Below are 21,840 nucleotides of genomic sequence, written 5' to 3' on the forward strand. Positions count from 1 at the left end.
AACATGGAATCCAACCTCGAATCCGGCACCAGCGTCATGGAGGCCACCGTGTCCGGCGTGCATGCCGCCATGCGCGAAGGCCGGCTCACCGCGCGCCAGCTGGTGCAGGGCTATCTGGACCGGATTACGGCCTATGACAAACGCGGCCCGCGCATCCACAGCGTGCTGCAGCTCAATCCGCAGGCGCTGGCGGAAGCCGAGCAGCTCGATGCGCAGGCCGCGGCAAGCCCGTCGGCGCCGCTTGCGCCTTTGCATGGCATCCCCGTGCTGATCAAGGACAACATCGAATGCGCCGGCGTCGAGACGACGGCGGGCGCCCGTTGCCTGCAGGGCAACGTGGCGCGGGAGGATGCCTTTATCGTGCGCCGCCTGCGCGAGGCCGGCGCCATCGTGCTGGCCAAGACCAACCTGCACGAGCTGGCCTCGGGCGGCGAGACCGTCAGCACGCTGGGCGGGCAGACCCTGAACCCCTATGACCTGACGCGCACGCCCGGTGGCTCCAGCGGCGGCACAGGCGCCGCCATCGCGGCCAGCTTCGGGCTGCTGGGCATCGGCACGGATGGCATCAACTCGGTCCGCTCGCCGGCGTCGGCGAACAACCTTGTCGGCCTGCGCCCGACCATGGGGTTGGTCAGCCGCAGCGGACTGGTCCCGTGCGGGCTGACGCAGGACACCATCGGTCCGCTCACGCGCACCGTGGCCGATGCCGCGCTGCTGCTCGACGTCATTGCCGGCCACGATCCGGCCGACCCGGTGACCAGCCAGGCGACTGCGCATCTCCCGCGAAGCTACACCGATGGGCTTGACCGCGATGGCCTCAAAGGCGCACGCATCGGCGTGCTGCGCTCTTTCTTTGGCGATGGGGCGGAGCATGGCGCGGTCAATGCCGTCATGCAACCCGCGCTGGCCACCATAGAGGCCCGCGGCGCCGAACTGGTCGAGATCGACGAGCCGATCCATCCCGACACGCTGCTGGCCGACACGCTGGTGCACCTGTACGAAATGCGGGCCGATCTGGACGCCTACCTCGCCAAAGTGCCGTCCGCCGTGCCGGTCCGCTCGACGGCAGACATGATCGCTTGCGGGACCGTGCATCCCGGCGTCGCCGGCACGCTGAAGAACGCCGTGGCGCTGGCAGGCAACGAGAGCGAGTACCGCGAGCGTCTGCAGCGCCAGCAAGCCTTGCGCGATCGCATCCTCGGATTGATGGCGATGCACCGTCTCGATGCGCTGGCGTTTCCGCACCAGCGCCGCCTGGTCGCGCCCGTGGGCGAGGCCCAGGCCGAGCGCAATGGCGTGCTGGCCTCGGCCACGGGCTTCCCGGCCATCGTCATACCGGGGGGCTTTTCCGAGCCGGACGCCAATGCGCCGCATGGCGTTCCGGTCGGGCTGGAGTTCTTCGGCCGGCCGTTCTCCGAAAGCGTGCTTTTGCGACTAGCCTATGCGGCCGAGCAGGCCATCGGCGCACGACGGCCACCTGACTGCGTGCCGGCGCTGACATAACGCGGATACCGCGGCGCCGCAGGCGCACTTTCTTTGCTGCTCTGCCAAGACCGGCCAACGATGCCGGCAACAGGTTTGCGGATACACCGTGACTGACCTCAATTCGAGGAGGAGACAACATGGGCGCAGAAGTGAATGTTCAATCGTCGCGTTCCCCCCAGCAGCACGAACTCGACCGGGCAATGGATGGCATCGGCGTTACCGCCGCACACAAGAAAATCATCTTCCTGATCATGCTGGGCGTGATGTTCGATGTCTTCGAGCAGAACGCCGTGGGCCTGGTCGGCCCCATCCTGCGCGAGCAATGGGGCATATCGGTCGCGCATATCGGCTTTCTCAATACGCTGACCTTCAGCGCGGCCGCGCTGGGGCGCGTGGCGTCCGGCTATATCGCGGACAGCTACGGCCGTCGCACGATGCTGAACGTGAACCTGCTGCTGTTCACGCTGGGCGCGATCATCTGCGCGCTGGCGCCGAACTACACGGTGCTGGCGGCGGGCCGGTTCATTGTCGGCATCGGGCTCGGTGGTGAAATCTCGGTCGCCGTGACGATCCTTGCCGAGTTGTGCTCCACGCGCTTCCGTGGCACCGCGGTCGGCATGGTCAGCGTGGGCAGCGGCGGGCTGGGCAATATGCTGGCGCCTGCCTTCGGTCTGGCTGTGTTCGCGCTGTTCCCGGGACCGGACAGCTGGCGCTGGCTGTTTGGCTGCCTGGTGGCGCCGGCCATCTTCGTCGTGTTCTACCGCCGCTTCATCCCGGAGACGCCGCGCTTCCTGCTGTCCAAGGGGCGTGTCGATGAGGCGAACGTCGTGCTCTCCGGCCTTGCCTCCGGGCGGCTGGGAAAGCTGCGCGGCGAGCCGACGCAATACATCAAGGAAGCCGTCCGGGACGACTCGCCCCGGGCGCGTGTGCGGCTGCGCGACGTGTTCCAGGGCCGGTTGGGCCGGCGCACGATCGCGCTCGGTATCGCGGTGTCGATGACCTATGGCGCGCAGATCTCCGTGCTGACGCTGATGCCCACCATCCTGATGTCGCAGGGCTACACCATCTCCAAGAGTTTGCTGTTCACGATGGTGATGCAAAGCGGCAGCCTGTTCGGCGCGCTGGCGGCTTCGTATTGCGGCTATCACTTTCCACGCAAGCGCGTGCTGACCATGGGCGCCGGGCTGGCGTGCGCTGCGGGTCTCAGCTTCGGCTTCCTGACGTTCAACGTAGGGCTGGTGCTGTTGTTCGGGGCCTGCTTCACGTTCTGCGTGGTGCTGCTGAATACCTCGATCTGGATCTTTGCGCCGGAGCAGTATCCGACCGACGTCCGCGCCTTCGGCACCTCGCTGATCCTGGCGCTCGGTACACTGGCTGGCGCGCTGACGCCGCTGGTGAGCGGGCGCGTGTTTGAAACCTACGGCGTGGGCGGCATGTTCAGCATGCTGGCCGCTATGTACGCGGTGTTCGCCGTGAGCGTACAGTTCGCGCCGGAGACGTTTGGCCGGCCGATGGGCGAGCCCGAGGCCGAAGACGAGCCGCGGCTGGCCGTCGACACGCGTACCGCCAGCGCCGGCCAATCCTGAACCCCTCGATGAAATGCCCCATATCCTGCTGATCAACCCGAATACGTCGCAGGCGACCACGCAGATGATGCTGGAGATTGCGCGTGCGAGTCTCGACGGACGGGCCGAAGTCCGTGGCCTGACCGCGCCAAGCGGGGTGCCCATGATCGTGGGCGAAGCCGACCTGCACACGGCCGCGGACGTGGTTGGCACGCTGGACGCAGGCGACGCCTGTGGTGTCATCGTGGCTGCCTTTGGCGATCCCGGCGCCGCGTTGCTGCGGCGCCGGCTGGCGGTGCCGGTGGTTGGCATCGGCGAGGCGGCCATGCGGGAGGCGGCGCAGCATGGCCGCTTCGGCATCGCCACGACCACGCCGGCGCTGGCCGCGTCGATCGAAGGCAAGGTCCGGCAGTTGGGGCTGGAAGCGGCCTTTAGCGGCGTGCGCCTGACGCCGGGCGATCCCTGGCGGCTCGGCCAGGACCCCGCGGCACTGGAAGCCGCGCTGGCGGCCGCCGTGCAGGCCTGCGTGGAGCTCGACGGCGCACGCGCCGTGGTCATCGGCGGCGGACCGCTCGGCCGCGCGGCGCAGGCGCTGGGCGAGCAGTTCGCCATTCCGGTGATCGGGCCCGTTCCGGCGGCGTGCGGCGCCATCCTGCGCGCGCTGGGCCGCGACTGAGCGGCCGTTTTCCTTAATCCCTTCCTTAATCCCTTTCCATCAAGGAGTACTCCCTGGCATGAACGCAACCCAGATCGATGCAGTCGCCCAGACCCTGATCCAGGCGCGGCGCGAACAGCGCTGCGCCGACGCCCAGGCCTTCGCCACGGCGCTGGCTAGCCCGGAGGACGCCTATGCCGTGCAGTCGGCAGTGGCCGCATCGCTGGGCTGGCATGCCGACGGCCCCGGTTACTGGAAGTCAGGCGGGCCTTCGCGGGAGGCGCGGTTGACGCATGCGCAACTGCCCGCCGACGGCGTCTGGACCAGCCCCGCCAACGCGGGCAACCGGCATTTCAACTGGCGCGGCATCGAGGCCGAGATCGCCCTGCGTCTCGGCCGCCCGGTCAGCGCGGAAGACGCCGCCGCATTCGACAGCGACAGCGCGGCCAGCTTCGTGGACGGCATGGCGGTGTCCATCGAAGTCGTGGATTCGCGCTGGCAGCAATACACCGATGCGCCGTCATTGCTGAAGCTTGCCGACCTGCAGGCGCATGGCGCGCTCGTACTCGGCACGTGGCGTCCTTACGCCCCGATCGACTGGTCCGCGCAACACTGCCATGTCCGGATCGGCGCGCAAAGCTTCGAGCGCAAAGGCACCCATGCGCTGGGCGATCCGGCCTACGGGCTCGCGGCCTGGCTGCGCCACGCTACGCGCCATGGGGAGCGTGTGGAGGCCGGGACGGTGGTCACGACCGGAACATGGGTGGGGATCCTGCCCGCCGCGGCCGGCGACCTGGTGACGGTCGAGTTCGATGGCATCGGGCACGCGTCGATCCAGTTCTGAGCGGGAGGGCCGGCCTCCTGCCAGGGCCGCAAGGCTTTTGTTGAATGTCCGGCTTGCCTAGTCCGCCGGGCGCCACTGACCGCACTCCGGGCGGACGCCGACGCGTTCGCCATGGAGCCAGACTTGCTCTTCGCGCACTGTTGCCGCCGTCGACGGGGCGATATCGAAGGCGATGTCGAGCGCGCGCGCAACGCGGAGGTCCTCGACGGGAAGCTCCCACGTCAGGAACAACTGGGTGCAGTCCTGCCCGTCCGGGAAGTCGGCCTCGTCAAAGCCCGTGCTGCCGCGCCGGATCACGCCATGCGGCTGGCAGGTGTCGAAGACCAGCGCCGTGCCGCGGCGCAGCGGGATGCGCAGGTCCAGTGACGGGAAATGTACGTCCTGCCCCTTGTCCTCGCTCAGGAAGAGATTGCAGAAGGCCGCGCCGCCATACTGCTCGCCGTCATGGTGATACCTGGCGCCGCGGCAAACCATCAGGGCAACGTCGCTGGCGACCAGTACGCCGGGCAGCCCAAGCTGCTCCGTCCAGTCGGACACCGCCTGCACGCAGTGCGCGTATTCGGGCCAGCGTGCCCGCGCGCGGGCAAGCGGCATGACTTCGACATCGCCCGCGTCCAGCGTCAGGTGGCGCGAGATTTCCCGTGCCCAATCCCCTAGCAGCCGCGGCGGCGGCGCCGGTATGTCGAGGGTGCCGGACAGCACGATATCGCTCACGCTCCGGCTTCCGAGGGCGTCGCCACGCCAGAAGAAGGACGTCAGGATGTCCGGGGCGCGCGATGGCACGATCAGGACGCCTGCGGCACCGTCATGCCGCCGCGCTGCATGGCCAGCACCGACCACGCAAACACGGCCAGCCCGCCCACTGCCAGCAGCGCGCCGACCCAGCCGGTGGAAGTCCAGCCCAGGCCCGCGGCGATGCTCACGCCGCCTAGCCACGCACCCAGCGCATTGGCCAGGTTGAAGGCCGAGTGGTTGAGCGCGGCGGCCAGCGTCTGCGCGTCGCCGGCCACGTCCATCAGGCGGATCTGCAGCGCCGGTCCGAGCGCCACGACCGTGCCGATCAGCAGCACATTGGCCGATGCCAGCCACGGATACGGCGCGGTCAGCGTGAACGCGCCCAGCACCAGCGCGGACCACACCAGCACACCGCCGATGGCCGGCGTCAGGGCCTTGTCCGCCAGCCAGGCGCCGGCAAGATTGCCGGCCACCATGCCCGAGCCGAATAGCGCAAGGACCACCGGAATGGCGCCCGGCGGCAGCTGGGCCACTTCGAGCATGGTGGGCTTGATGTAGCTGAAGACGGCGAACATGCCGCCGAAGCCGATGGCGCCGATGCCCAGCGTCAGCCATACCTGCTTGCGCCGCAGCGCCGTGAGTTCGCGCAGCGGGCTGGCGGACCGGTCAGCCGGGACGAATGGCACCCAGCGCCACACCAGCCACACGGTGAGCACGCCGATGGTGCCCACGATCACGAAGGCGGCACGCCAACCGAGCCAGGCGCCGACGGCCGCGGCAATCGGCACGCCCACCAGCGTCGCGACGGTCAGCCCGAGCATGACCTGGCCCACCGCCTGGGCACGGCGCTCGCGGGGCACCAGTCCGGCCGCGACCAGCGCCGCCACGCCGAAGTAGGTGCCATGCGGAAAACCGGTCAGCAGCCGCGCCATCAGCATGGAGGCATAGGCGGGCGCGGCCGCGCTGGCGAAATTGCCGATGGCAAAGGCCGCCATCAGCGCGATCAGCAGGTTGCGCCGCGGCCAGCGCGCGCCCAGCACGGCCAGCAGCGGGGCGCCGATCACGACGCCCAGCGCATAGGCGCTGATCAGGTGGCCGGCCTGCGGGATCGAGATGGCAAGATCGCGCGCGGCGTCGGGCAACAGGCCCATGATCACGAATTCGCCGGTGCCGATGCCGAAGCTGCCCACGCCGAGCGCGAGCAGGGCACGGCGGCTTCGAGAGGCTGAGAGGGTGTTGCCGGACGAGGGCGCGGAAAGGGAATCGGAGGAGCCGTGAGGAGCCGTCATGGGGGAGCGCGAGATCTTGTTGGTCCAGTCGCTGCCCGCTGGCGGGCGGGATCTGTGTCCTGCCTCGTGCTGCCAGCGCGCTCCGGCGCAGCGCGAGTGCGCATTGTGCCGGAAAACCCCAATGTGTGCTGGCGGTGACGGATGCGCCACGCGCGCGGCCAATGCCACCTGCGCGGGCGGACCTACCAGGCGAAGCGGTAGTCGTGCGCGGGCTGCAGCTGCCAGTCGCCATTGCCGCGCAGTTCCAGCACCTGGACGTGATACTTGAGCAGGGTGGGGCGGTGGCTGATGCTGACGATCGTGGTGGGACCGCTGGCGAGATGGCTGTAGAGCCGGGCTTCGTTGTCGACGTCCAGCGCGCTGGTGGCTTCATCGAGCAGCGCGTAGCGCGGACGCGCCAGCAGCAGGCGCGCGAACGCCAGGCGTTGCTGCTCGCCGAGCGACAGGACCTTGCTCCAGTCGAGTTCCGCATCCAGTCCGCCAACGCGCCCGGCCAGGTCGGGCAGGTTGACCATCTCGAGCAGCTTCAACAGCTCGCTGTCCGCGATGTGGCGCTCCTCGTGGCGCGGGTACAGCAACTGGCAGCGCAGGTTGCCGACCGCCATGTACGGATGCTGGGGCAGGATCAGCATCTGCCCGGGCCCGGGATGTACGATGCGGCCGCTGCCGCAATTCCACAGGCCGTTGACGGCCCGCATCAGCGAACTCTTGCCGCCGCCGCTGGGCCCGACGATCAGCAGGCTCTGCCCCGCGCCTACCGTCACGGTCAGGTCTTTCAGCAGGGTACGGCCGTAATCGGGCGTATGCAGGGTCAGGTGTTCGACCGACAAGGTGTCGCCCCGGCGGCGCTCGATCTGGCTGCCCGGTTTGCGCCGCAGCACGCGCGTGTGCGCCAGTGACGACGCAAACGTGGCCAGCCGGTCCAGGCCCGCCACGAAACGGCTCAGGCTCTCGAAGTTGTCGACGATCACTGTCAGCGCGGCCAGCACGGCCGTGAAGGCGCCCGCGGCCTGGATTGCGCTGCCGACTTCGAGTTCGCCGTCCAGCACGCGGTTGGCGACGATGACGCTGGGCAGCATCAGCGTCAGGAACGCATAGGCGTACTGGAACAGGTAGAGGTTCAGCTGCCAGCGGTTCAGCCGGTTGTAGTTGGCGAACACATGCTGGAACCGGCCGCGCACGTGATCGGATTCATGCTGCTCGCCGCGATGGAAGGTAATCGACTCCGCATGCTCGCGCACCCGGATCAGGCTGAAGCGGAAGTCGGCCTCGCGCTTGAGCTGGTAGAAGTTCAGGCCGATCAGTACCTTGCCAAAGCACATCACCGAGACCACCGTGCCGCAGACCGCATAGAGCACCAGGAACACCACCAGCTCGCGCGAGATCGACCACAGCACCTCGCTGAACGCCACCAGCTGCAGCACCGAGCCCAGCATCAGCAGCAGGAAGTACAAGGACTGCTGCGTGAAGGTGCTGATGTCCTCCGAGATGCGCTGGTCCGGGTTGTCGATGGCGGTGCTGGCATTAAGCGTGTAGAACGCGCAGCCACCGAAATATTTGTCCAGGTATTGGTGCGTCATCCAGGAACGCCAGTGCATGAACAGGCGGTTGCGCGTGTAGTAATAAAACGCGTAGACCGGGACGGCGGCGACCAGCACGTAGATGAAGACCTGGATGGCATACCAGAAGCGGTCCGCATCGCCGGCGGCGAGCGCCGAGGCGAACTCGCCGGTCTGCTCGTTGAATCGCACATTGGTCCAGGTTTGCCCAAGCAGCAGGCACACCAGCACCGACAACAGTGCCCATGCCTTCCATTTCTCCCGGGACAGCCAGTATGGCTTGGCGATGTCCAGGAACCGCTTCCACAGATTGCCGCCGCGCGTAGACATGACCGTATCGTTTTGACAAGGCGGGGAGCCTTCTGGCGATGATTTGCCGGGGCTCCGGCCGCTAACAGTGGGCGAACCAGCATAGGGCATGCCAGGGGAAGCACGGTCCCGCCCCGACTTGCGTCGTGGTGGTTGCGGCACGTCTGGAGTCAGAACCCGCCTACGCACCTTTGCGCCTCCCGCCGATGCTGCGTCGGGGCACCGGCAACTACATTGACTTTAGCCGATTCACTGCCGGAGATAGTTATGTCATTCGCGCTCTTCCTGATCGGACTGTTGGTACTGGTTGGCGGAATCGCCTGGGGGCTGTCGATCGCGGGCCTGGCGCCCGTGTACATCGGCATTGCCTGCCTGGTCATCCTCGGCCTTGGCATCATGGCCGCCGTTTCTCGTACGCGCACGAAGGATCCTTCCTAGGCACATCGGGTCCGTCGCGCATTACCGGCGGGCATGCTGCCCGCCTGATTTTGGCGCGGCCGTCCGGAATCTTTCCGCTCCTGCGCCGCACTTCATAGAATGGACATGTGTCAAGAAGTGCGGCCCTTCGGGCCTGTCCTGCTTCGTCGAGTGTAGCGAAGCTTGACCCGCCTGGGGTGCACGTCGCATCGTACGAGATGGTTGCCAATCCGACAGCGAAAAAGCGGCGAGGCAGGTGATCCATGCAGAGCGGCGTCCTTCCCTTCCAGCCCGTCCAGGAACGGGGCTCCCTGCCTTGTTTCCTGGCGGCATTGTTCATGCACGTGCTGCTTGGCGCACTGCTGTACTACGGCGTGCATTGGCACAACGCGGTGCCGGAAGGGGTATCCGCCGAACTGTGGGACGCGGTCCCCGAGGCGGTCCCGAACATGCCCGCGGAGCCCCCGGTCAAGCCGGCTCCGGCCGCGAAGCCGGTGGAACAGCAAAGCGCCGATATCTCGCTGCAGGAGAAAGCGCGCAAGGAGCGTGCGGCGCGTGATGAACAGAAGGCGCAGCACGAAGCGCAGGCCCGCGCCGAGGCCGCCCGCAAGGCCGCGCAACGCGAAGCACAGCACAATGCAATGGAAGCGCAGCGCCAGGCCAGCAACGCCGAACGCGCCAGCGAACTGTCGCGCCTGCGCGCGCAGGCCGGGGGCGCCGAACCGAACAACGGTACCGGCAGGTCCGGAAAGGCATCGTCCGGCTATGCCGAGCGAGTCCGGCAGCGGGTCAAGCCAAACATCCTGTTCAGCGAAGAGGTCGACGGCAATCCGGCGGCCGTCGTGGCGGTGCGCATGGCACCCGACGGCTCGATCCTGTCCGCCAGGCTTGCCAGGTCGAGCGGCAATGCCGCGTGGGACAACGCCGTGCTGCGCGCCGTGTCGCTTTCCGACCCGTTGCCCCGCGACGAAAGCGGTGCCGCGCCGCCCGAGATCCGGATCACGTTCTGGCCGAAGGACCTGGGGAGTTCGTAGTTTCAGCCCGGACTGGACCCCGCGCGCTCCTCGCTTTCGATCTGCGCGCGCAGGACCACGAAGCGCTGGTGCACATCCGCGCCAAAGAGCGGGTCCGCGCTGGCCGGAACGGCCTCGTCAACGGCTTTCCAGTCCGCGGCCGTCAGCAACCGGGCCGTGCGCGGCATGACGTGCCGTTCCTCGGAAGAAAGATGGTTGCGGTAGTACACCAGGTACATGGCCGCGGCCGCCTCAAGGGCCGCGCGCGAACTGATCATGTCGCTCTCGGCCTCGTTCAGGCGGTCCACCAGCGTCTCGCCGACGTTCGCGATGACACGATGCTCTTGCTGGAGTCGGTTGACCATGATCTCCATGTCGGGATCGCGCTCGACCAGACGGGCGTAGGCGATATCCTCGCGCGGATGGTGCACACGATCACCGAAATGCCGCATGTAATGGATAATCGACGCCATCAGGCTGTAGTTCGGCCGCTCTCCCCGATTGAACAGGATGACCTGGCTTTCCAGGAGGTCCAGCAGTTGGGCGAAATGGACATGGTCTTCGTGCCAGGTGGAAAACGGGGTGGCCATGGCGGGCTCCATCGGTTAAGTTTTGACGCCTTTGAGGTCACGTCATATCGAAGCCTCATGCCGAACACTATGTGCTTCCGCCCGCGCCTCCCTCTGATCTGGATCAAAGTTCTGCGTAGGGCCCGGCTTTTCAAGGCAGCCGGTCATGGTTATGCGTTCAAGCTTCGCGGCAAGGAGACGTCTATGCGCAGCACCGGGCACCCGGCGGCAAAGGGCGTGGGGATCTGGCTTGCAAGCCGGCCGTGGTTCGGGGCGCTGGGTGTCGCGGCGCTGCTATTTCCGGGTGGAGCGATGGCGATGGAGTTCAGGATCTATCACCAGCCGCAACTGGACCTGAAGATGATCATCGGCGAAGGAAAGATCCAGGACGGCGACGCGGACCGGTTCCTCGCGGCCGCCCGCATGGCAGGCCGCGACGGCGAAGGACTCGTGCCGCTGGTCCTGAACAGCCCCGGTGGCAATGTCGAAGCCGCGTTCCGGATGGTCGATGCCATGGACAAGGTGCGCGTCTATACCGCCGTTCCGGACAACGCCAGGTGCGCGTCCGCTTGCGCGTCGATCCTGTTCGCTTCCGGCGAACGCCGCAGCGTCGTGGGCACGGGGAAGCTGGGCTTCCACAGTTGCTACCGGCGCAATGGGAAGACCGTCACGGAGGACTCGCTCTGCAACGAGGTCATCGCGGCAAACGCCATGCAGCGCGGGGTCAGCCACGCCGCCATCAACCAGTTCGTCGAGCAATACGGCGCGCAAGACATGGCGTGGATCCACCGCAATGTCGCTTGCAGGTCGCTGCAAGGGCTGTGCAAGGCCGGGCTGCTCGAAACGCGGAGCGAGTCAAAACCTGCCCTGATGCGCAGTTTTGCCTGCAGCCAGCTTATTTCCGTTCCGGCCCAGCTGATTTGCGGCGATGCGGAACTGGCCAGTGCCGACCAGGCGCTGGCGGGGCTCTACGAGCAGAAGCTGAGCGCCTCAGCGAACAAGGCGCGCCTGCGTGCGGATCAACGGGACTGGCTGCGCGGTTCGCGCAATCTGTGCAGCGACAAGGCTTGCCTGCTGCGAAGCTATCGCCTGCGCATGGACGCGCTGAAGCAGGTGCGGTCGTGAAACCTGTGGACGAATCCGCCAGGCTCAACGCCGATTCGCTCGGCATCGTCGAATCGGTGATCATGGGCATCGCCGGCACGGCGCCGGCCTACAGCATCGAGATCACGACTTCGACGATCATCGGGACGGCGGGCACGCTTGCTCCGGCGAGCATCCTGGTATGCGGCGTCGTCATGTTCGGCATTGCCTACGCGTTCATCAACCTGAACCGCGCACTGGCCAGTGCCGGCACGTCCTACGCATGGGTGAGCATGGTATTCGGGCGTACGCTCGGCTTTCTTGCGGGCTGGGCGCTGCTGGTGCTGTGCTGCGTGTTCATGGTTTCGGCCATGATCCCCGCGGCCAACGCCACGCTGCTGATCCTTGACCGGCCGCTGATGAACAACGTGCATTACGTGACGCTGATCGCGGCTGCGTGGCTGACCTTTGTCAGCGCGGTCGTCGTCAAGGGCATCAAGCTCACCAGCTACGTGCAGGTGCTGATGACGATCATCGAGGCCATCATCCTGCTGGCGATCATCGTCGCGAGTCTCGTCATGTTCCCCCGTGCGCCGCAGCACCCGTTCTCGCTGGCCTGGTTCTCGCCCTTCGCCTTCACACCCGGGGTGTTTGCCAACGGCGCGCTGGTGGCCATCTTCTTTTTCTACGGCTGGGACGTGACCATGAACCTCAGCGAGGAGACGCGCGACGCCAACCGCATCCCCGGCCGTGCCGCGTTCTGGTCGATGGTGTTCCTGATGGCGTTCTTCCTGGTCTTCATCGTCATCACGCTGCTCGGCCTGTCCGATGCCGAGATCCAGCACTACAACACCAACATCATTTTCGCCATCGCGCAGAAGCTGTTCGGACCGACCTGGGGCTATGTCTCGATCATCGCGGTCCTGCTCAGCACGGTGGGAACGGTCGAGACGCAGATGCTGCAGTTCACGCGCACGCTGTTTGCCAAGAGCCGCGACGGCGCGCTGCACCCGCGCTATGCGCGCCTGCATCCGCGCTGGCACACGCCGCACATCGCCATCCTCTTTATCTGGGTCACCGGGCTGGTGCTGCTGTTCGTGTCGTCTTACCTGCCAACGGTCAACGTCATCCTGCAGGATTCGATCACGGCCATCGGCTTCCAGATCTGCTTCTATCTCGGGCTGACCGGGCTGGCCTGCGGCTGGTACTACCGCGGGATGCTGGCCCGTGGACCGTGGCCGGCCTTGAGCCACGTGATCTGGCCGGCGGCCAGCGGGATCTTCCTGTTCTTCATCGCGCTCTACAGCATCCCCACCTTCGACTGGGTCACCAACGTCGTCGGCATGGGAGGCATTGCCATCGGTGCCATTCCGCTGCTGCGCAATCGCAAGGGCATGCGGTCGGTTGCGGCACGCTGAAGGCCCGTCGCTGGCTGTCAGGCTTCAGGCGGTGCCGGCCCGCGGCGCATGGCGTGCCAGGAAGCGGTCCAGCTGGCTCGCGAACGTCTTGCCATCCTGGGGCGAATAGGGTGCGGGGCCGCCGGTATCGACGCCAGCGCTGCGCAACTGCTCCATCACCTCGCGCAAGGTCAGGCGTTCCTGGATGTTCTCGCGGCTGAACCAGCTGCCCCGTGGGTCGAGCACATGGGCGCCCTTGTCCAGCACGGCGGCGGCAAGCGGGATGTCCGCCGTAATGACGAGATCCCCGCTGGTGGCCAGCTCGATGATGCGGTCATCGGCGACATCGAACCCCGCCGGTACCTGCAGGGCCTTGATAAAGCGGGAAGGCGGCGTGCGCATATACTGGTTGGCCACCAGCGTGACGCAGACTTCGACACGTTGCGCGGCCCGGTACAGCATGTCTTTCACGACCACCGGACAGGCGTCTGCATCCACCAGGACTTGCATCGCGATACTTCCAATTGAGAGAGGGAGCGGTCATATTACTGCCTGCACGCGTGTCGTGGGAACGAACACTGGTGCATGCTGAATTGAGTCGGATTGACCACAAAGGGAAAACTATGAAGATCCAGGTAGAAACCACGGTCGCGGCCCCCATGGAAAAGGTCTGGCATGCCTACACCACGCCGGCGGACATCAAGCAATGGAATGCCGCGTCAGAGGACTGGCATACCACGGCCGCCACGGTCGATCTGCGCGTGGGCGGCGACTTCTCTTCGCGGATGGAAGCGAAGGACGGCAGCATGGGATTCGACTTCGCCGGCACTTACACCAGGATCGAGGAACACAGGCTGATCGAGTACGCGTTTGGCGACCGCACCGCGCAGGTCGAGTTCGCCGATACCCCGCGGGGCGTTACCGTGCGCGTGCGCTTCGATGCCGAATCGGAGTATCCGATCGAGCAGCAGCAGAGCGGGTGGCAGAGCATCCTGGACAACTTCAAGCGGCATGTCGAAGCGCACTAGCCGCGCACTGTGACACAAGAAGGCCTGCCTGGTGCAGGCCTTTCTTGTTCATGGAGCAGCGTCAGTCAATGGCGGCTCCGGGCGGAGGCATTGCGTGTCAGGCGCGCCAGGTGCTGCCCGACGACGCGTCGCTGCCAGGCTGCGATGTGCTGCCGGCATCGCGGCGCACGCGAATGTCGTTGTTGACTTCGCTGACGCCGTAGGTCGCATCGACCAGTTCTTCGATGTCGTACTTCTGGCTGCGGTCGTTCACGTTCCCGGACAACGTCACCACGCCGTCCTTCACCTCGACGCTGACATCGCTGACGTCCAGGCGGTGCGCATAGCTCAGGCGTTCGCAGACATCGTCGCGGATGCGTTCGTCGCTGCGCTTGTAGCCGCGCGGGCCGGTCGGGCGTTCATGCCGTTCCGAGGTGCCGAACAAGTCGCCCACGGCCTCGCCGATGCGGCGCCCGAAGTTGTAGAGCGTGCCATGGTCTTCGTCCCGATCGCGATCGTCGTCGACTTCCCAACCGCGTTGCTGCGCCGCCTCGCGGCTGTAGTGGCGGCCGTGGCGTTGATCGTCGGTGCGGTCGTCGTCCGGGGCGGTCCAGTAGCGCGTATCGCTGCGCAGGTCGCGGAAGTAGGGGCCCTGGCTGCCCATGCCGCGATCTCGCTCGCGCGCGCGCTCTGCGCTTTGGCGCCAATTGCGCTCGGCCTGCCTGTCATCGCGCTGCCACGCGTGCGGATCGCGCCATTCGCGGGCGCGCTCCCAGCCGTAGCCGCCGTTCATGCCGGCGCGCAGGTCGCTGCCCTGGCGACGGTCTTCGTCCTCGCGGTTGCTGCCACGGTATTCTTCGCGCTGGAAGGCGCGTCCTTCGTCGCGGCCGCCGTAGCGCTCACCATAGCGCTCACCATAGCGCCGCGCATAAGGATCACGCTCGGATGACCCGGGGCGCTGCGCGCCGTAACCGCTGTACCTGTCGTCGGGATTGTCCGACTGGCGTCCTGACCGCTGGCCGTACGACTCCTGGTAGCGTTCGCCATCGCCGCCTTGCTGGCGGGCAGGCCCGCCATAGCTGGTCTGTCCGGGGGTCATTTGCCTGCGCATGCGCTCCGATTGCCAGGTGTCGCGTCCGGATTCCGGTTGCCAGTCGTCGTCGTCCCACTGCTTGCCGCGTTCGCGCGCGTCGTCGTAATAGTTGCTCATGCTCGTGTCCTGAGTTACCGGGGAGATGCCCGTGCGAACACGGACACGATCGCGCGGACACGATCGCGCCCGCTCTCGCATGGGCGTGTATCGGGGAAGCGGCAAGATTCGTACCGAGTGCAAGCCTGGCAGGGCACGGTGTGCGCGGTGCTTCAGGGGAGCTTTGTGGCCCTCGAAGCATTGCAACGATTGCAGAGCATGTAAGAAGGGATGCCGGGTGCAAACCTTGCTAACGCGATTCGGGGCCGGCATCCGCCGCCGACTGCGCCGCGGCAAAGGCGCCGGCGGCCTCCAGCAGCCACGCGCGCAAATGCTGCATCGCGGCGCTCATCGGCCGCGAATCGGGCAAGACCAGGTAATAGGCGTGCGTCGAGCGCAGCGTGCGTGCAACCGGCATCACGAGCTGGCGGCCGGACAGGTATTCCGCGACGAGAAAGCGCGGCACCAGTCCGATGCCCAGCCGCGCACGCGCGGCGGCAATCACCATGCTGTGGTGATCGTAGCGGGCGCCGCGCATGGCATTGACGTCGTCGATTCCAGCCGCGTCCATCCACTGCTTCCAGCCGAAGCTTCGCGTGGCCAGGTGCAGCAGCGGCGCGCGCGCAATGTCCGCGGCATCGACCCGCTTCCTGCGGCCGAAGTAGTCCGGATGGCAGATCGCCACGGATTCCTCGTTGAACATCAGGTCCGCGTGCGCGCCCGGATACACCGCTTCGCCAAAGTGGATCGCCGCATCGTATGGCGTGCCATCGAACAGGAACACGTCGGACTGCGCGCTGATGTTGACCACCACCCCCGGATGGCGCGCGTAGAAATCGGGTAGCCGCGGGATCAGCCACTCGACCGCCAGCGTGGGCACGCATGCCAGCTCCACCGTGCCGCCCGCACCTTCATGCGCCATGACGTCCAGCGTGTCGCGCTGCAGCTTGCGCAGCATCTCGCGCACCTGTCCGCTGTAGAGCGCGCCGGCCGCCGTCAGCGTGATGCGCTGGTTGGCACGGTGAAAGAGCTGCACGCCGAGCAGGCTCTCCAGCGCCGCGATCTGGCGCGATACCGCGCTTTCGGTGATGAACAGGTCGGCTGCCGCACGGCGCAGGTTCAGATGCAGCGCGGCGGCTTCGAAGGCGCGCAGGCTGGAAAGGCTTGGAAGTCGATGCCGCATGGGGGTGATAGCGGAGTTGATGATTAAAGATCATCATCCTATACCGAAATCTCGCTTGAAATCGTCGAGTTGATGAGAAATCATTCGGTCCTTGTTTCACCGTATTCGGTATTCGACTGCGGCCGCCAATAACGACAACATCAGGTAGACAGGAGACAGCATGAAACGCTTGTTCAGCGCGCTCGCCGCAACGACCCTCGCCGTGGGCACTGCCGTGCCCGGCATCGCGTGCGCCGAGGATTTTCCCGCCAAGCCGGTCCGCATCATCGTGCCGTATCCGCCGGGCGGCACCACCGACATGGTGGCGCGACTGATCGGCGAGCAGCTGGCCATCCAGTGGAAGCAGGCCGTGCTGGTCGACAACCGTCCCGGAGCGGGCGGCATCGTCGGCACCGGGGCCGCCGCCAAGTCGACGGCGGACGGCTATACGCTGCTGATGGGCTCGGTCGGGGAGTTCGGCATCAACCCCACGCTGTACAAGAAGCTGCCTTATGACGCCGCCGCGGATTTCGCGCCGGTCACGATGGTGGCGCGCGTTCCCAATGTGGTGGTGCTGTCGCCGGCCTTCGCCGAACGTGCCCGGGTGCAGACGCTGGCGGAGTTCATTGCTTACCTGAAGGCCAACCCGAAGCGCGTCAATATGGCGTCGGCCGGCAACGGCACCTCGACGCACCTGGCCGGCGAACTGTTCCAGCGCATGACCGGCACCGAGATGAGCCACGTGGCCTACAAGGGCAGCAGCCCGGCCATCTCCGACCTGATGGGCGGCAGCGTCGATGTCATGTTCGACAACCTGCCGGCATCGTTGCCCTTTATCCGCTCCGGCAAGCTCAAGCCGCTGGCCGTGACCACGCCGGCGCGCTCGTCGGCGCTGCCCAATGTGCCGACCGTGGCGGCCGCCGGTCCCGTGCCCGGCTTTGACGCCAGCCCGTGGTTCGGCCTGCTCGCGCCGCGCGGCGTACCCGCCACGGTGGCGCAGAAGATCAGCCAGGACCTGACCCGCGCGCTTGGCGATCCCGCGGTGCAGGCCAAGATGCGCGAACTCGGCGCCGAGCCCGCGCCCAGCACGCCGGACGCGTTTGCCGACGTGCTGAAGAAGGATCGCCAGAAGTGGGGCGACATCGTTCGCCTGTCGGGCGCGTCGGTGGACTGACACCGCACGGCTTTTCCCTTTTATTTCCCGCTGCATTCGATCATGTCTGACAAGAACGTCGTTCCTCTCCTTTCCCTCCACCTTGGCGCTTCGGCCGCGGATCGCCTGGCGCAACTGGTCGCCACGCCGGAGGGGCTTCCCACCGGCGAAGCGGGGCGCCCGTCGCGCGCGGAAGTCGCGCACGCGTTGAACCTGGTGCTGTTCGCCGGCATCCTGGAACGCGTGCCGACGGGCAAGGCTTATACCGATGACGTGGCCACGGCCGGCGGCAAGGTGTATTTCGACCACGGCGCGCTGCGCACGGTGCGCTGGCAGGACAATGGCGCGCTGCCGGCTGGAGAGGCGGCATTCACGCGCATCCTGCGTCCGCTGGGCTACCGGCTCAACGGCACCTATCCGCTGGACCGCATCGGCATGACCGGCCGCTCGTACGCGCATGAAGACGCGCCCGAAGGGATCGCGCAATTCTTTGTCAGCGAACTGCATCCCGAGCGCTTCAGCGAGGGCTTCAGGCAGGCCGTCAGCCGTGTCACCGGCACCTCGGAGGATCCGTTGACCCCGCGCGCCCAGTCGCTGCTGTGGGAGCTCGAGCGCGAGGGTTCGCTGTCGCTGGAAGACGCCGCCGAGCTGATCGGCGCGCTGGCGCGCTGTTTCGACCGCCAGCACGCCGCGCCGCGCCTGGATGACTATGAGCGCCTGCTGGCCGAGTCGCCGGAGATGGCCTGGATCGCGACCGAAGGCAATGCCTTCAATCACGCGACCGACCGTGTGGAAGACGTGTTCGCGCTGGCCGAGCAGCAGAAGCGCATCGGCCGCCCGATGAAGGAAAAGGTCGAGGTCTCGCAGAGCGGGCGCGTGCGCCAGACGGCGTTCCGTGCGGACCCCGTGCGGCGCGTGTTCGTCGACGCCGCTGGCGCCGAGGTCGTGCGCGAGGTGCCGGGCTCGTTCTACGAATTCATCACCCGCGACCGTTATGTCGACGACGCGCAGGCGGTCTCGCGCACCGACCTGGGCTTTGACGCAGGCAATGCGCAGGGCATCTTCAGGATGACTGCCGCGGCCTGCTGAGGGGAACACGCCATGACCGCTTATCCGTTCGTGCCGGCATTGCGGGAGCCCGAAGGGTCGCCGATCCGCGAGCTGTTCAAGTACTTGTCCGACCCGCAGATGATCTCGTTCGCCGGCGGCTACCCGTCCGCCGCGCTGTTCGATGCCGAGGGCATCGGCGCGGCGTCGGCGCAGGTGCTGCGCGAGCGGCCCGCGGAATGCCTGCAGTACGGCGCGACCGAAGGCGCGCCGGCGCTGCGCGGCGCCCTGGTGGCGTTGATGGCGGAGCGCGGCGCGGTCGCGGCGGTGGAGGAATTGCTGGTCACCACGGGATCGCAGCAGGGCTTCGACTTCCTGGTGCGCTCGCTGGTGGAGTCGGGCAGCGTGGTGCTCGTGGAGGAGCCGACCTATCCGGCGACGCTGCAGGCATTGCGGCTTGCCGGCGCCGATGTGCGCGGTGTCCCGGCCGACCACGACGGCATGGACGTGGATGCGCTGGAGGCCCTGCTGGCCGATCCGTCGCTGCGTCCGCGCCTGATCTACACGGTGCCGACCTTTGCCAATCCCACGGGGGCGACGCTGACCCGCGCACGTCGCCTGCGGCTGCTGGAACTGGTGGCGCGGTATCGCGTGGTGCTGGTCGAGGACGATCCGTACGGCGCACTGAGCTTCGATGGCCCGCCGCCGGCGTCGCTGCTGGCGCTGTGCGCGCAGGTGCCCGATGCGCGACCGTGGGTGGTGCATCTGGCCAGCTTGTCGAAGACGCTTGCGCCGGGGCTGCGCATCGGCTGGATGATCGCCGCGCCGGAGATCGTTCGCCGCGCGGTGATTGCCAAGCAGGTGTCCGACCTGTGCACGCCGCCCTGGATCCAGCTGACCGCCGCGCAATACCTTCAGGCGGGCCGGCTGGCGGGACAGGTGGCCACCGAAGTGGCGTTCTACCGGGACCAGCGCGACCGGCTGGCGGCGGCGCTGCGCGCGGCGTTTGGCGAGCGGATCCGCTTCGCGCTACCCGCCGGCGGCATGTTCCTGTGGGCTGCGCTGGATGGTGTTGAGGATGCCGCCGCGCTGTTGCCGCATGCCATTGCGGAGAAAGTCCTGTTCGTTCCGGGGAGCGGATTTTACGCGGCGCGCCGGGCGCGCGCGGCCATCAGGCTGTCATTCGCCGGCACGGATGCAGCGCAGGTCGACGAAGGCGTGCGCCGGCTGGCACGGGCGGCGGCGCGGCTCGATGCTGTGACGAAGGGCGGCGGCTAGCGGGCGCAGATATCAGATCGCGGAAGGATGGCGAGCCAGCGGCGTCACCTGAATCGACATATACGGGAACAGCGGCAGAGACGACAGCAGTTCGTGCAGTTCGTCGTGGCTGTCCACGTCAAAGATGCTGATGTTGGCGTAGCGGCCAGTCACGCGCCACAGGTGCGGCCACTTGCCGGATTGCTGGATTTCGACGGCGCGGGCCTTTTCCGCGGCCTTGATGGCTTCGGCGCGTTCGGCCGGCAGGGAATGGGGCAACTTCACGTCCATCTGTACGCAGTAAAGCATGGGGTCTCCTGGTGTCGAATGTTTGGGAGGAGCGGGTTCAGCTTGATGCGTCGTCAGCGCCCACCGGTGCGGTGCGGAAGGGCTTGAGCTGACCGATGAAGGTCTTGCCGTGCTCGAACCATGCCTTGCGGATGTCAGAGGCCATGTACTGGGCATACGCGGCGTTGTCCCGGAACCAGCATTCGCCGATGGCATCCACATGGCCGATGTCAAGGAAGGGCACGTGCGTATCGGTCGGCTGCTCGGCGACCAAGCGGACTTCATACTTGTGCAGGCCCGGTACTTCATGCGACATCTCGTAGTGGCGCAGGCACTCCGCGCGGAAGGTTTCGTCGGACATGCCGGCTGGCTTGACCAGCAGATATAGCAGTCGAATCATGTGTTGGCTCCTCTGGTTGGTGTGTGGGTTCTATTGTGTATCAGGCACCGGGGCACGCGCGGCGGCACGTCAGGTATGAGCCGTTGCGGGCCGCACCAGCGCGCCTGACTCGCGGTTGTCATCCGCTTCGCCGATGTTCTCGATAGCGATGCCGCGCGTCTCGGGCAGCATCAGGATGCCGAATACCGCGAAGGCGTAGGCCACCAGGCAGAACGCGCCCATGGCGTTGGCCAGCCCGATATGGGTCGACAGCACGCCGACGCCGACGACAGACCCGGCCCCGACGGACTTGCCGACGTTGTACGCGAATCCCATGCAAGTGGTGCGTACATGGGTCGGGAACAGTTCGCTGAGGAAAGGACCCAGTGCGGCGAACATGCCGATGGCCGAGAAGCCGACCAGGAAGCCCAGGATGGCCGCCAGCGTCGCGTTCAGCGGCAGCAGCATATAGCTGGCCGTGACGATCCAGGCGCAGACCGAAAGCAGGATCAGGGTGGGACGCCTGCCGATGCGGTCGGAAAGGTCCGCGGTCACTGCGAAGCCGCAGAACGATCCGAAGGCCATGATGAACACGGTGACGATCAACGAGCTTGCCGCGACCTGACGCTGGTTCAGCAGCGACGGCAGCCATACCAGGATGGCGTAGCAGCCAGCTTGCAGGCCGATCACCAGCACGCTGGACAGCGTCAGCGAACGTGCGTACCGGCGGTTGAACACCGAAGCCAGCGAGGCGCGCGGGGCACGGCTCTGGCGCGCGCGCTCGAACATCGAGGAATCCTTGACGTGGCGACGGATGAACAGCACGGTCAGGGCAGGAATGATGCCGCTCCAGAATGCCACGCGCCATGCCAGTTCCGTGGGCAGCCACGCCAGCAGCAGCGTGGCGACCACCACGGCCAGTGCCCAGCCCAGCGCGAAGCCCGACTGCACGAAGCCGATGGCCTTGCCACGGTGCTTCGGATCGATGACTTCGGCCATGAGCGCTGCGCCGACCGCCCATTCGCCACCGAAGCCAAGTCCTTGCAGCGTACGCGCAACCAGCAACTGGTTGTAGGACTGGGCGAAGCCGGCGAGCACGCCGAAGAAGGTGAACCAGACAATGGCGAGAACCAGGATGCGCGCGCGTCCATAACGATCGCTGAGAATGCCGGCGCCCCAGCCGCCGATCGCCGTGACGACCAGCGCGACGGTCCCGAGCACGCCAACTTCCGCCTTGGTCAGGCCCCACGTGAGGGTCAGCGCAGGCAGCAGGAAGCTGAACATCTGCATGTCGAAGGAATCCAGCGCCCAGCCGGAATAGCAGGCCCAGAATGTCTTCTTCTGCTGGGGCGATCCAGCCTTGTACCAAGCAAACATGTTTGTCTCCTGAAGTCGGTTCTTGTCTTTGTCGAAGCGGTACCGGCGCCGCCGTGCGGAC

At 66.7% G+C, this 21,840-nt stretch carries 22 protein-coding genes; 12 read left to right on the forward strand and 10 right to left on the reverse strand.

Annotated features, from left to right (window positions below; genetic code table 11):
- The first annotated feature begins 3 nt into the window (after nt 1-3).
- From ACIGJC_RS20155 to ACIGJC_RS20170, 4 genes are all read left to right on the forward strand, one after another.
- Nucleotides 4-1,503 (forward strand): amidase family protein, encoded by a 1,500-nt coding sequence (locus ACIGJC_RS20155; RefSeq protein WP_483713912.1) that lies wholly within the window; start codon nt 4-6, stop codon nt 1,501-1,503.
- 119 nt (nt 1,504-1,622) lie between these two features.
- Entirely contained in the window at nt 1,623-3,071 is a 1,449-nt protein-coding gene (locus tag ACIGJC_RS20160) for an MFS transporter (protein ID WP_483713913.1), read from the forward strand.
- Between the two features lie 13 nt (nt 3,072-3,084).
- Complete coding sequence (locus tag ACIGJC_RS20165; RefSeq protein WP_483713914.1) at nt 3,085-3,726, forward strand: aspartate/glutamate racemase family protein; 642 nt, start codon at nt 3,085-3,087, stop codon at nt 3,724-3,726.
- Between the two features lie 58 nt (nt 3,727-3,784).
- Nucleotides 3,785-4,549, forward strand: coding sequence for a fumarylacetoacetate hydrolase family protein (locus ACIGJC_RS20170; RefSeq protein ID WP_483713915.1), 765 nt, complete (start codon nt 3,785-3,787; stop codon nt 4,547-4,549).
- Between the two features lie 57 nt (nt 4,550-4,606).
- On the opposite strand, the gene ACIGJC_RS20175 is transcribed toward ACIGJC_RS20170, so the two are convergent.
- The 3 genes from ACIGJC_RS20175 to ACIGJC_RS20185 form a co-directional block, all read right to left on the reverse strand.
- Nucleotides 4,607-5,332, reverse strand: coding sequence for a hypothetical protein (locus ACIGJC_RS20175; protein ID WP_483713916.1), 726 nt, complete (start codon nt 5,330-5,332; stop codon nt 4,607-4,609).
- A gap of 2 nt (nt 5,333-5,334) precedes the next feature.
- Nucleotides 5,335-6,573, reverse strand: a complete 1,239-nt coding sequence (locus tag ACIGJC_RS20180; RefSeq protein ID WP_483713917.1) for an MFS transporter — start codon at nt 6,571-6,573, stop codon at nt 5,335-5,337.
- Nucleotides 6,574-6,755: 182 nt separating this feature from the next.
- The gene (locus tag ACIGJC_RS20185) at nt 6,756-8,462 is read right to left on the reverse strand and encodes an ABC transporter ATP-binding protein/permease (RefSeq protein WP_483713918.1); all 1,707 of its coding nucleotides are present in this window, start codon (nt 8,460-8,462) and stop codon (nt 6,756-6,758) included.
- Nucleotides 8,463-8,708: 246 nt separating this feature from the next.
- Between ACIGJC_RS20185 and ACIGJC_RS20190 the strand changes: the two genes are divergently transcribed.
- The gene (locus tag ACIGJC_RS20190; protein ID WP_211949625.1) at nt 8,709-8,879 is read left to right on the forward strand and encodes a hypothetical protein; all 171 of its coding nucleotides are present in this window, start codon (nt 8,709-8,711) and stop codon (nt 8,877-8,879) included.
- A 242-nt stretch (nt 8,880-9,121) separates the two neighbouring features.
- Entirely contained in the window at nt 9,122-9,892 is a 771-nt protein-coding gene (gene tolA, locus ACIGJC_RS20195; RefSeq protein ID WP_483713919.1) for a cell envelope integrity protein TolA, read from the forward strand.
- Between the two features lie 2 nt (nt 9,893-9,894).
- On the opposite strand, the gene ACIGJC_RS20200 is transcribed toward tolA, so the two are convergent.
- A complete protein-coding gene (locus tag ACIGJC_RS20200; RefSeq protein WP_483713920.1) occupies nt 9,895-10,461 on the reverse strand; it encodes a hemerythrin domain-containing protein in 567 nt (188 codons plus the stop codon).
- Between ACIGJC_RS20200 and ACIGJC_RS20205 the strand changes: the two genes are divergently transcribed.
- Together ACIGJC_RS20205 and ACIGJC_RS20210 are read left to right on the forward strand one after the other, a co-directional pair.
- A complete protein-coding gene (locus ACIGJC_RS20205) occupies nt 10,420-11,565 on the forward strand; it encodes a hypothetical protein (protein WP_483713921.1) in 1,146 nt (381 codons plus the stop codon). The two genes, ACIGJC_RS20200 and ACIGJC_RS20205, sit on opposite strands and share 42 nt — an antisense overlap.
- A 5-nt stretch (nt 11,566-11,570) precedes the next feature.
- Nucleotides 11,571-12,941: an APC family permease gene (locus tag ACIGJC_RS20210; RefSeq protein WP_483714484.1), complete on the forward strand. Its 1,371-nt coding sequence runs from the start codon at nt 11,571-11,573 to the stop codon at nt 12,939-12,941.
- Nucleotides 12,942-12,965: 24 nt separating this feature from the next.
- Here the strand turns inward: ACIGJC_RS20210 and ACIGJC_RS20215 are convergent, their stop codons facing one another.
- Nucleotides 12,966-13,430 (reverse strand): YaiI/YqxD family protein, encoded by a 465-nt coding sequence (locus tag ACIGJC_RS20215; RefSeq protein WP_483713922.1) that lies wholly within the window; start codon nt 13,428-13,430, stop codon nt 12,966-12,968.
- 113 nt (nt 13,431-13,543) lie between these two features.
- Here ACIGJC_RS20215 and ACIGJC_RS20220 point away from each other — a divergent pair, with 113 nt between their 5' ends.
- A complete protein-coding gene (locus tag ACIGJC_RS20220; RefSeq protein ID WP_483713923.1) occupies nt 13,544-13,948 on the forward strand; it encodes an SRPBCC family protein in 405 nt (134 codons plus the stop codon).
- A 97-nt stretch (nt 13,949-14,045) separates the two neighbouring features.
- Here ACIGJC_RS20220 and ACIGJC_RS20225 read toward each other — a convergent pair whose 3' ends face one another.
- The gene (locus tag ACIGJC_RS20225; RefSeq protein ID WP_483713924.1) at nt 14,046-15,137 is read right to left on the reverse strand and encodes a BON domain-containing protein; all 1,092 of its coding nucleotides are present in this window, start codon (nt 15,135-15,137) and stop codon (nt 14,046-14,048) included.
- Nucleotides 15,138-15,366: 229 nt separating this feature from the next.
- Nucleotides 15,367-16,299, reverse strand: coding sequence for a LysR substrate-binding domain-containing protein (locus ACIGJC_RS20230; protein WP_483713925.1), 933 nt, complete (start codon nt 16,297-16,299; stop codon nt 15,367-15,369).
- A gap of 160 nt (nt 16,300-16,459) precedes the next feature.
- Between ACIGJC_RS20230 and ACIGJC_RS20235 the strand changes: the two genes are divergently transcribed.
- From ACIGJC_RS20235 to ACIGJC_RS20245, 3 genes are read left to right on the forward strand one after another with little or no spacing between them, the layout of a single operon-like run.
- A complete protein-coding gene (locus ACIGJC_RS20235; protein WP_483713926.1) occupies nt 16,460-17,452 on the forward strand; it encodes a Bug family tripartite tricarboxylate transporter substrate binding protein in 993 nt (330 codons plus the stop codon).
- 42 nt (nt 17,453-17,494) lie between these two features.
- On the forward strand, nt 17,495-18,520 hold the full coding sequence (locus ACIGJC_RS20240; protein ID WP_483713927.1) for a 2-oxoadipate dioxygenase/decarboxylase family protein: 1,026 nt from the start codon (nt 17,495-17,497) through the stop codon (nt 18,518-18,520).
- Between the two features lie 12 nt (nt 18,521-18,532).
- A complete protein-coding gene (locus ACIGJC_RS20245; protein ID WP_483713928.1) occupies nt 18,533-19,756 on the forward strand; it encodes an aminotransferase-like domain-containing protein in 1,224 nt (407 codons plus the stop codon).
- 12 nt (nt 19,757-19,768) lie between these two features.
- Here the strand turns inward: ACIGJC_RS20245 and catC are convergent, their stop codons facing one another.
- From catC to ACIGJC_RS20260, 3 genes are all read right to left on the reverse strand, one after another.
- A complete protein-coding gene (catC, locus tag ACIGJC_RS20250; protein ID WP_483713929.1) occupies nt 19,769-20,044 on the reverse strand; it encodes a muconolactone Delta-isomerase in 276 nt (91 codons plus the stop codon).
- Between the two features lie 37 nt (nt 20,045-20,081).
- Nucleotides 20,082-20,423, reverse strand: coding sequence for a 4-carboxymethyl-4-methylbutenolide mutase MmlI (mmlI, locus tag ACIGJC_RS20255; RefSeq protein WP_483713930.1), 342 nt, complete (start codon nt 20,421-20,423; stop codon nt 20,082-20,084).
- A gap of 69 nt (nt 20,424-20,492) precedes the next feature.
- Nucleotides 20,493-21,779: an MFS transporter gene (locus ACIGJC_RS20260; protein WP_483713931.1), complete on the reverse strand. Its 1,287-nt coding sequence runs from the start codon at nt 21,777-21,779 to the stop codon at nt 20,493-20,495.
- Nucleotides 21,780-21,840: the final 61 nt, after the last annotated feature.

Source organism: Cupriavidus sp. C3SS-1 (assembly GCF_057073755.1).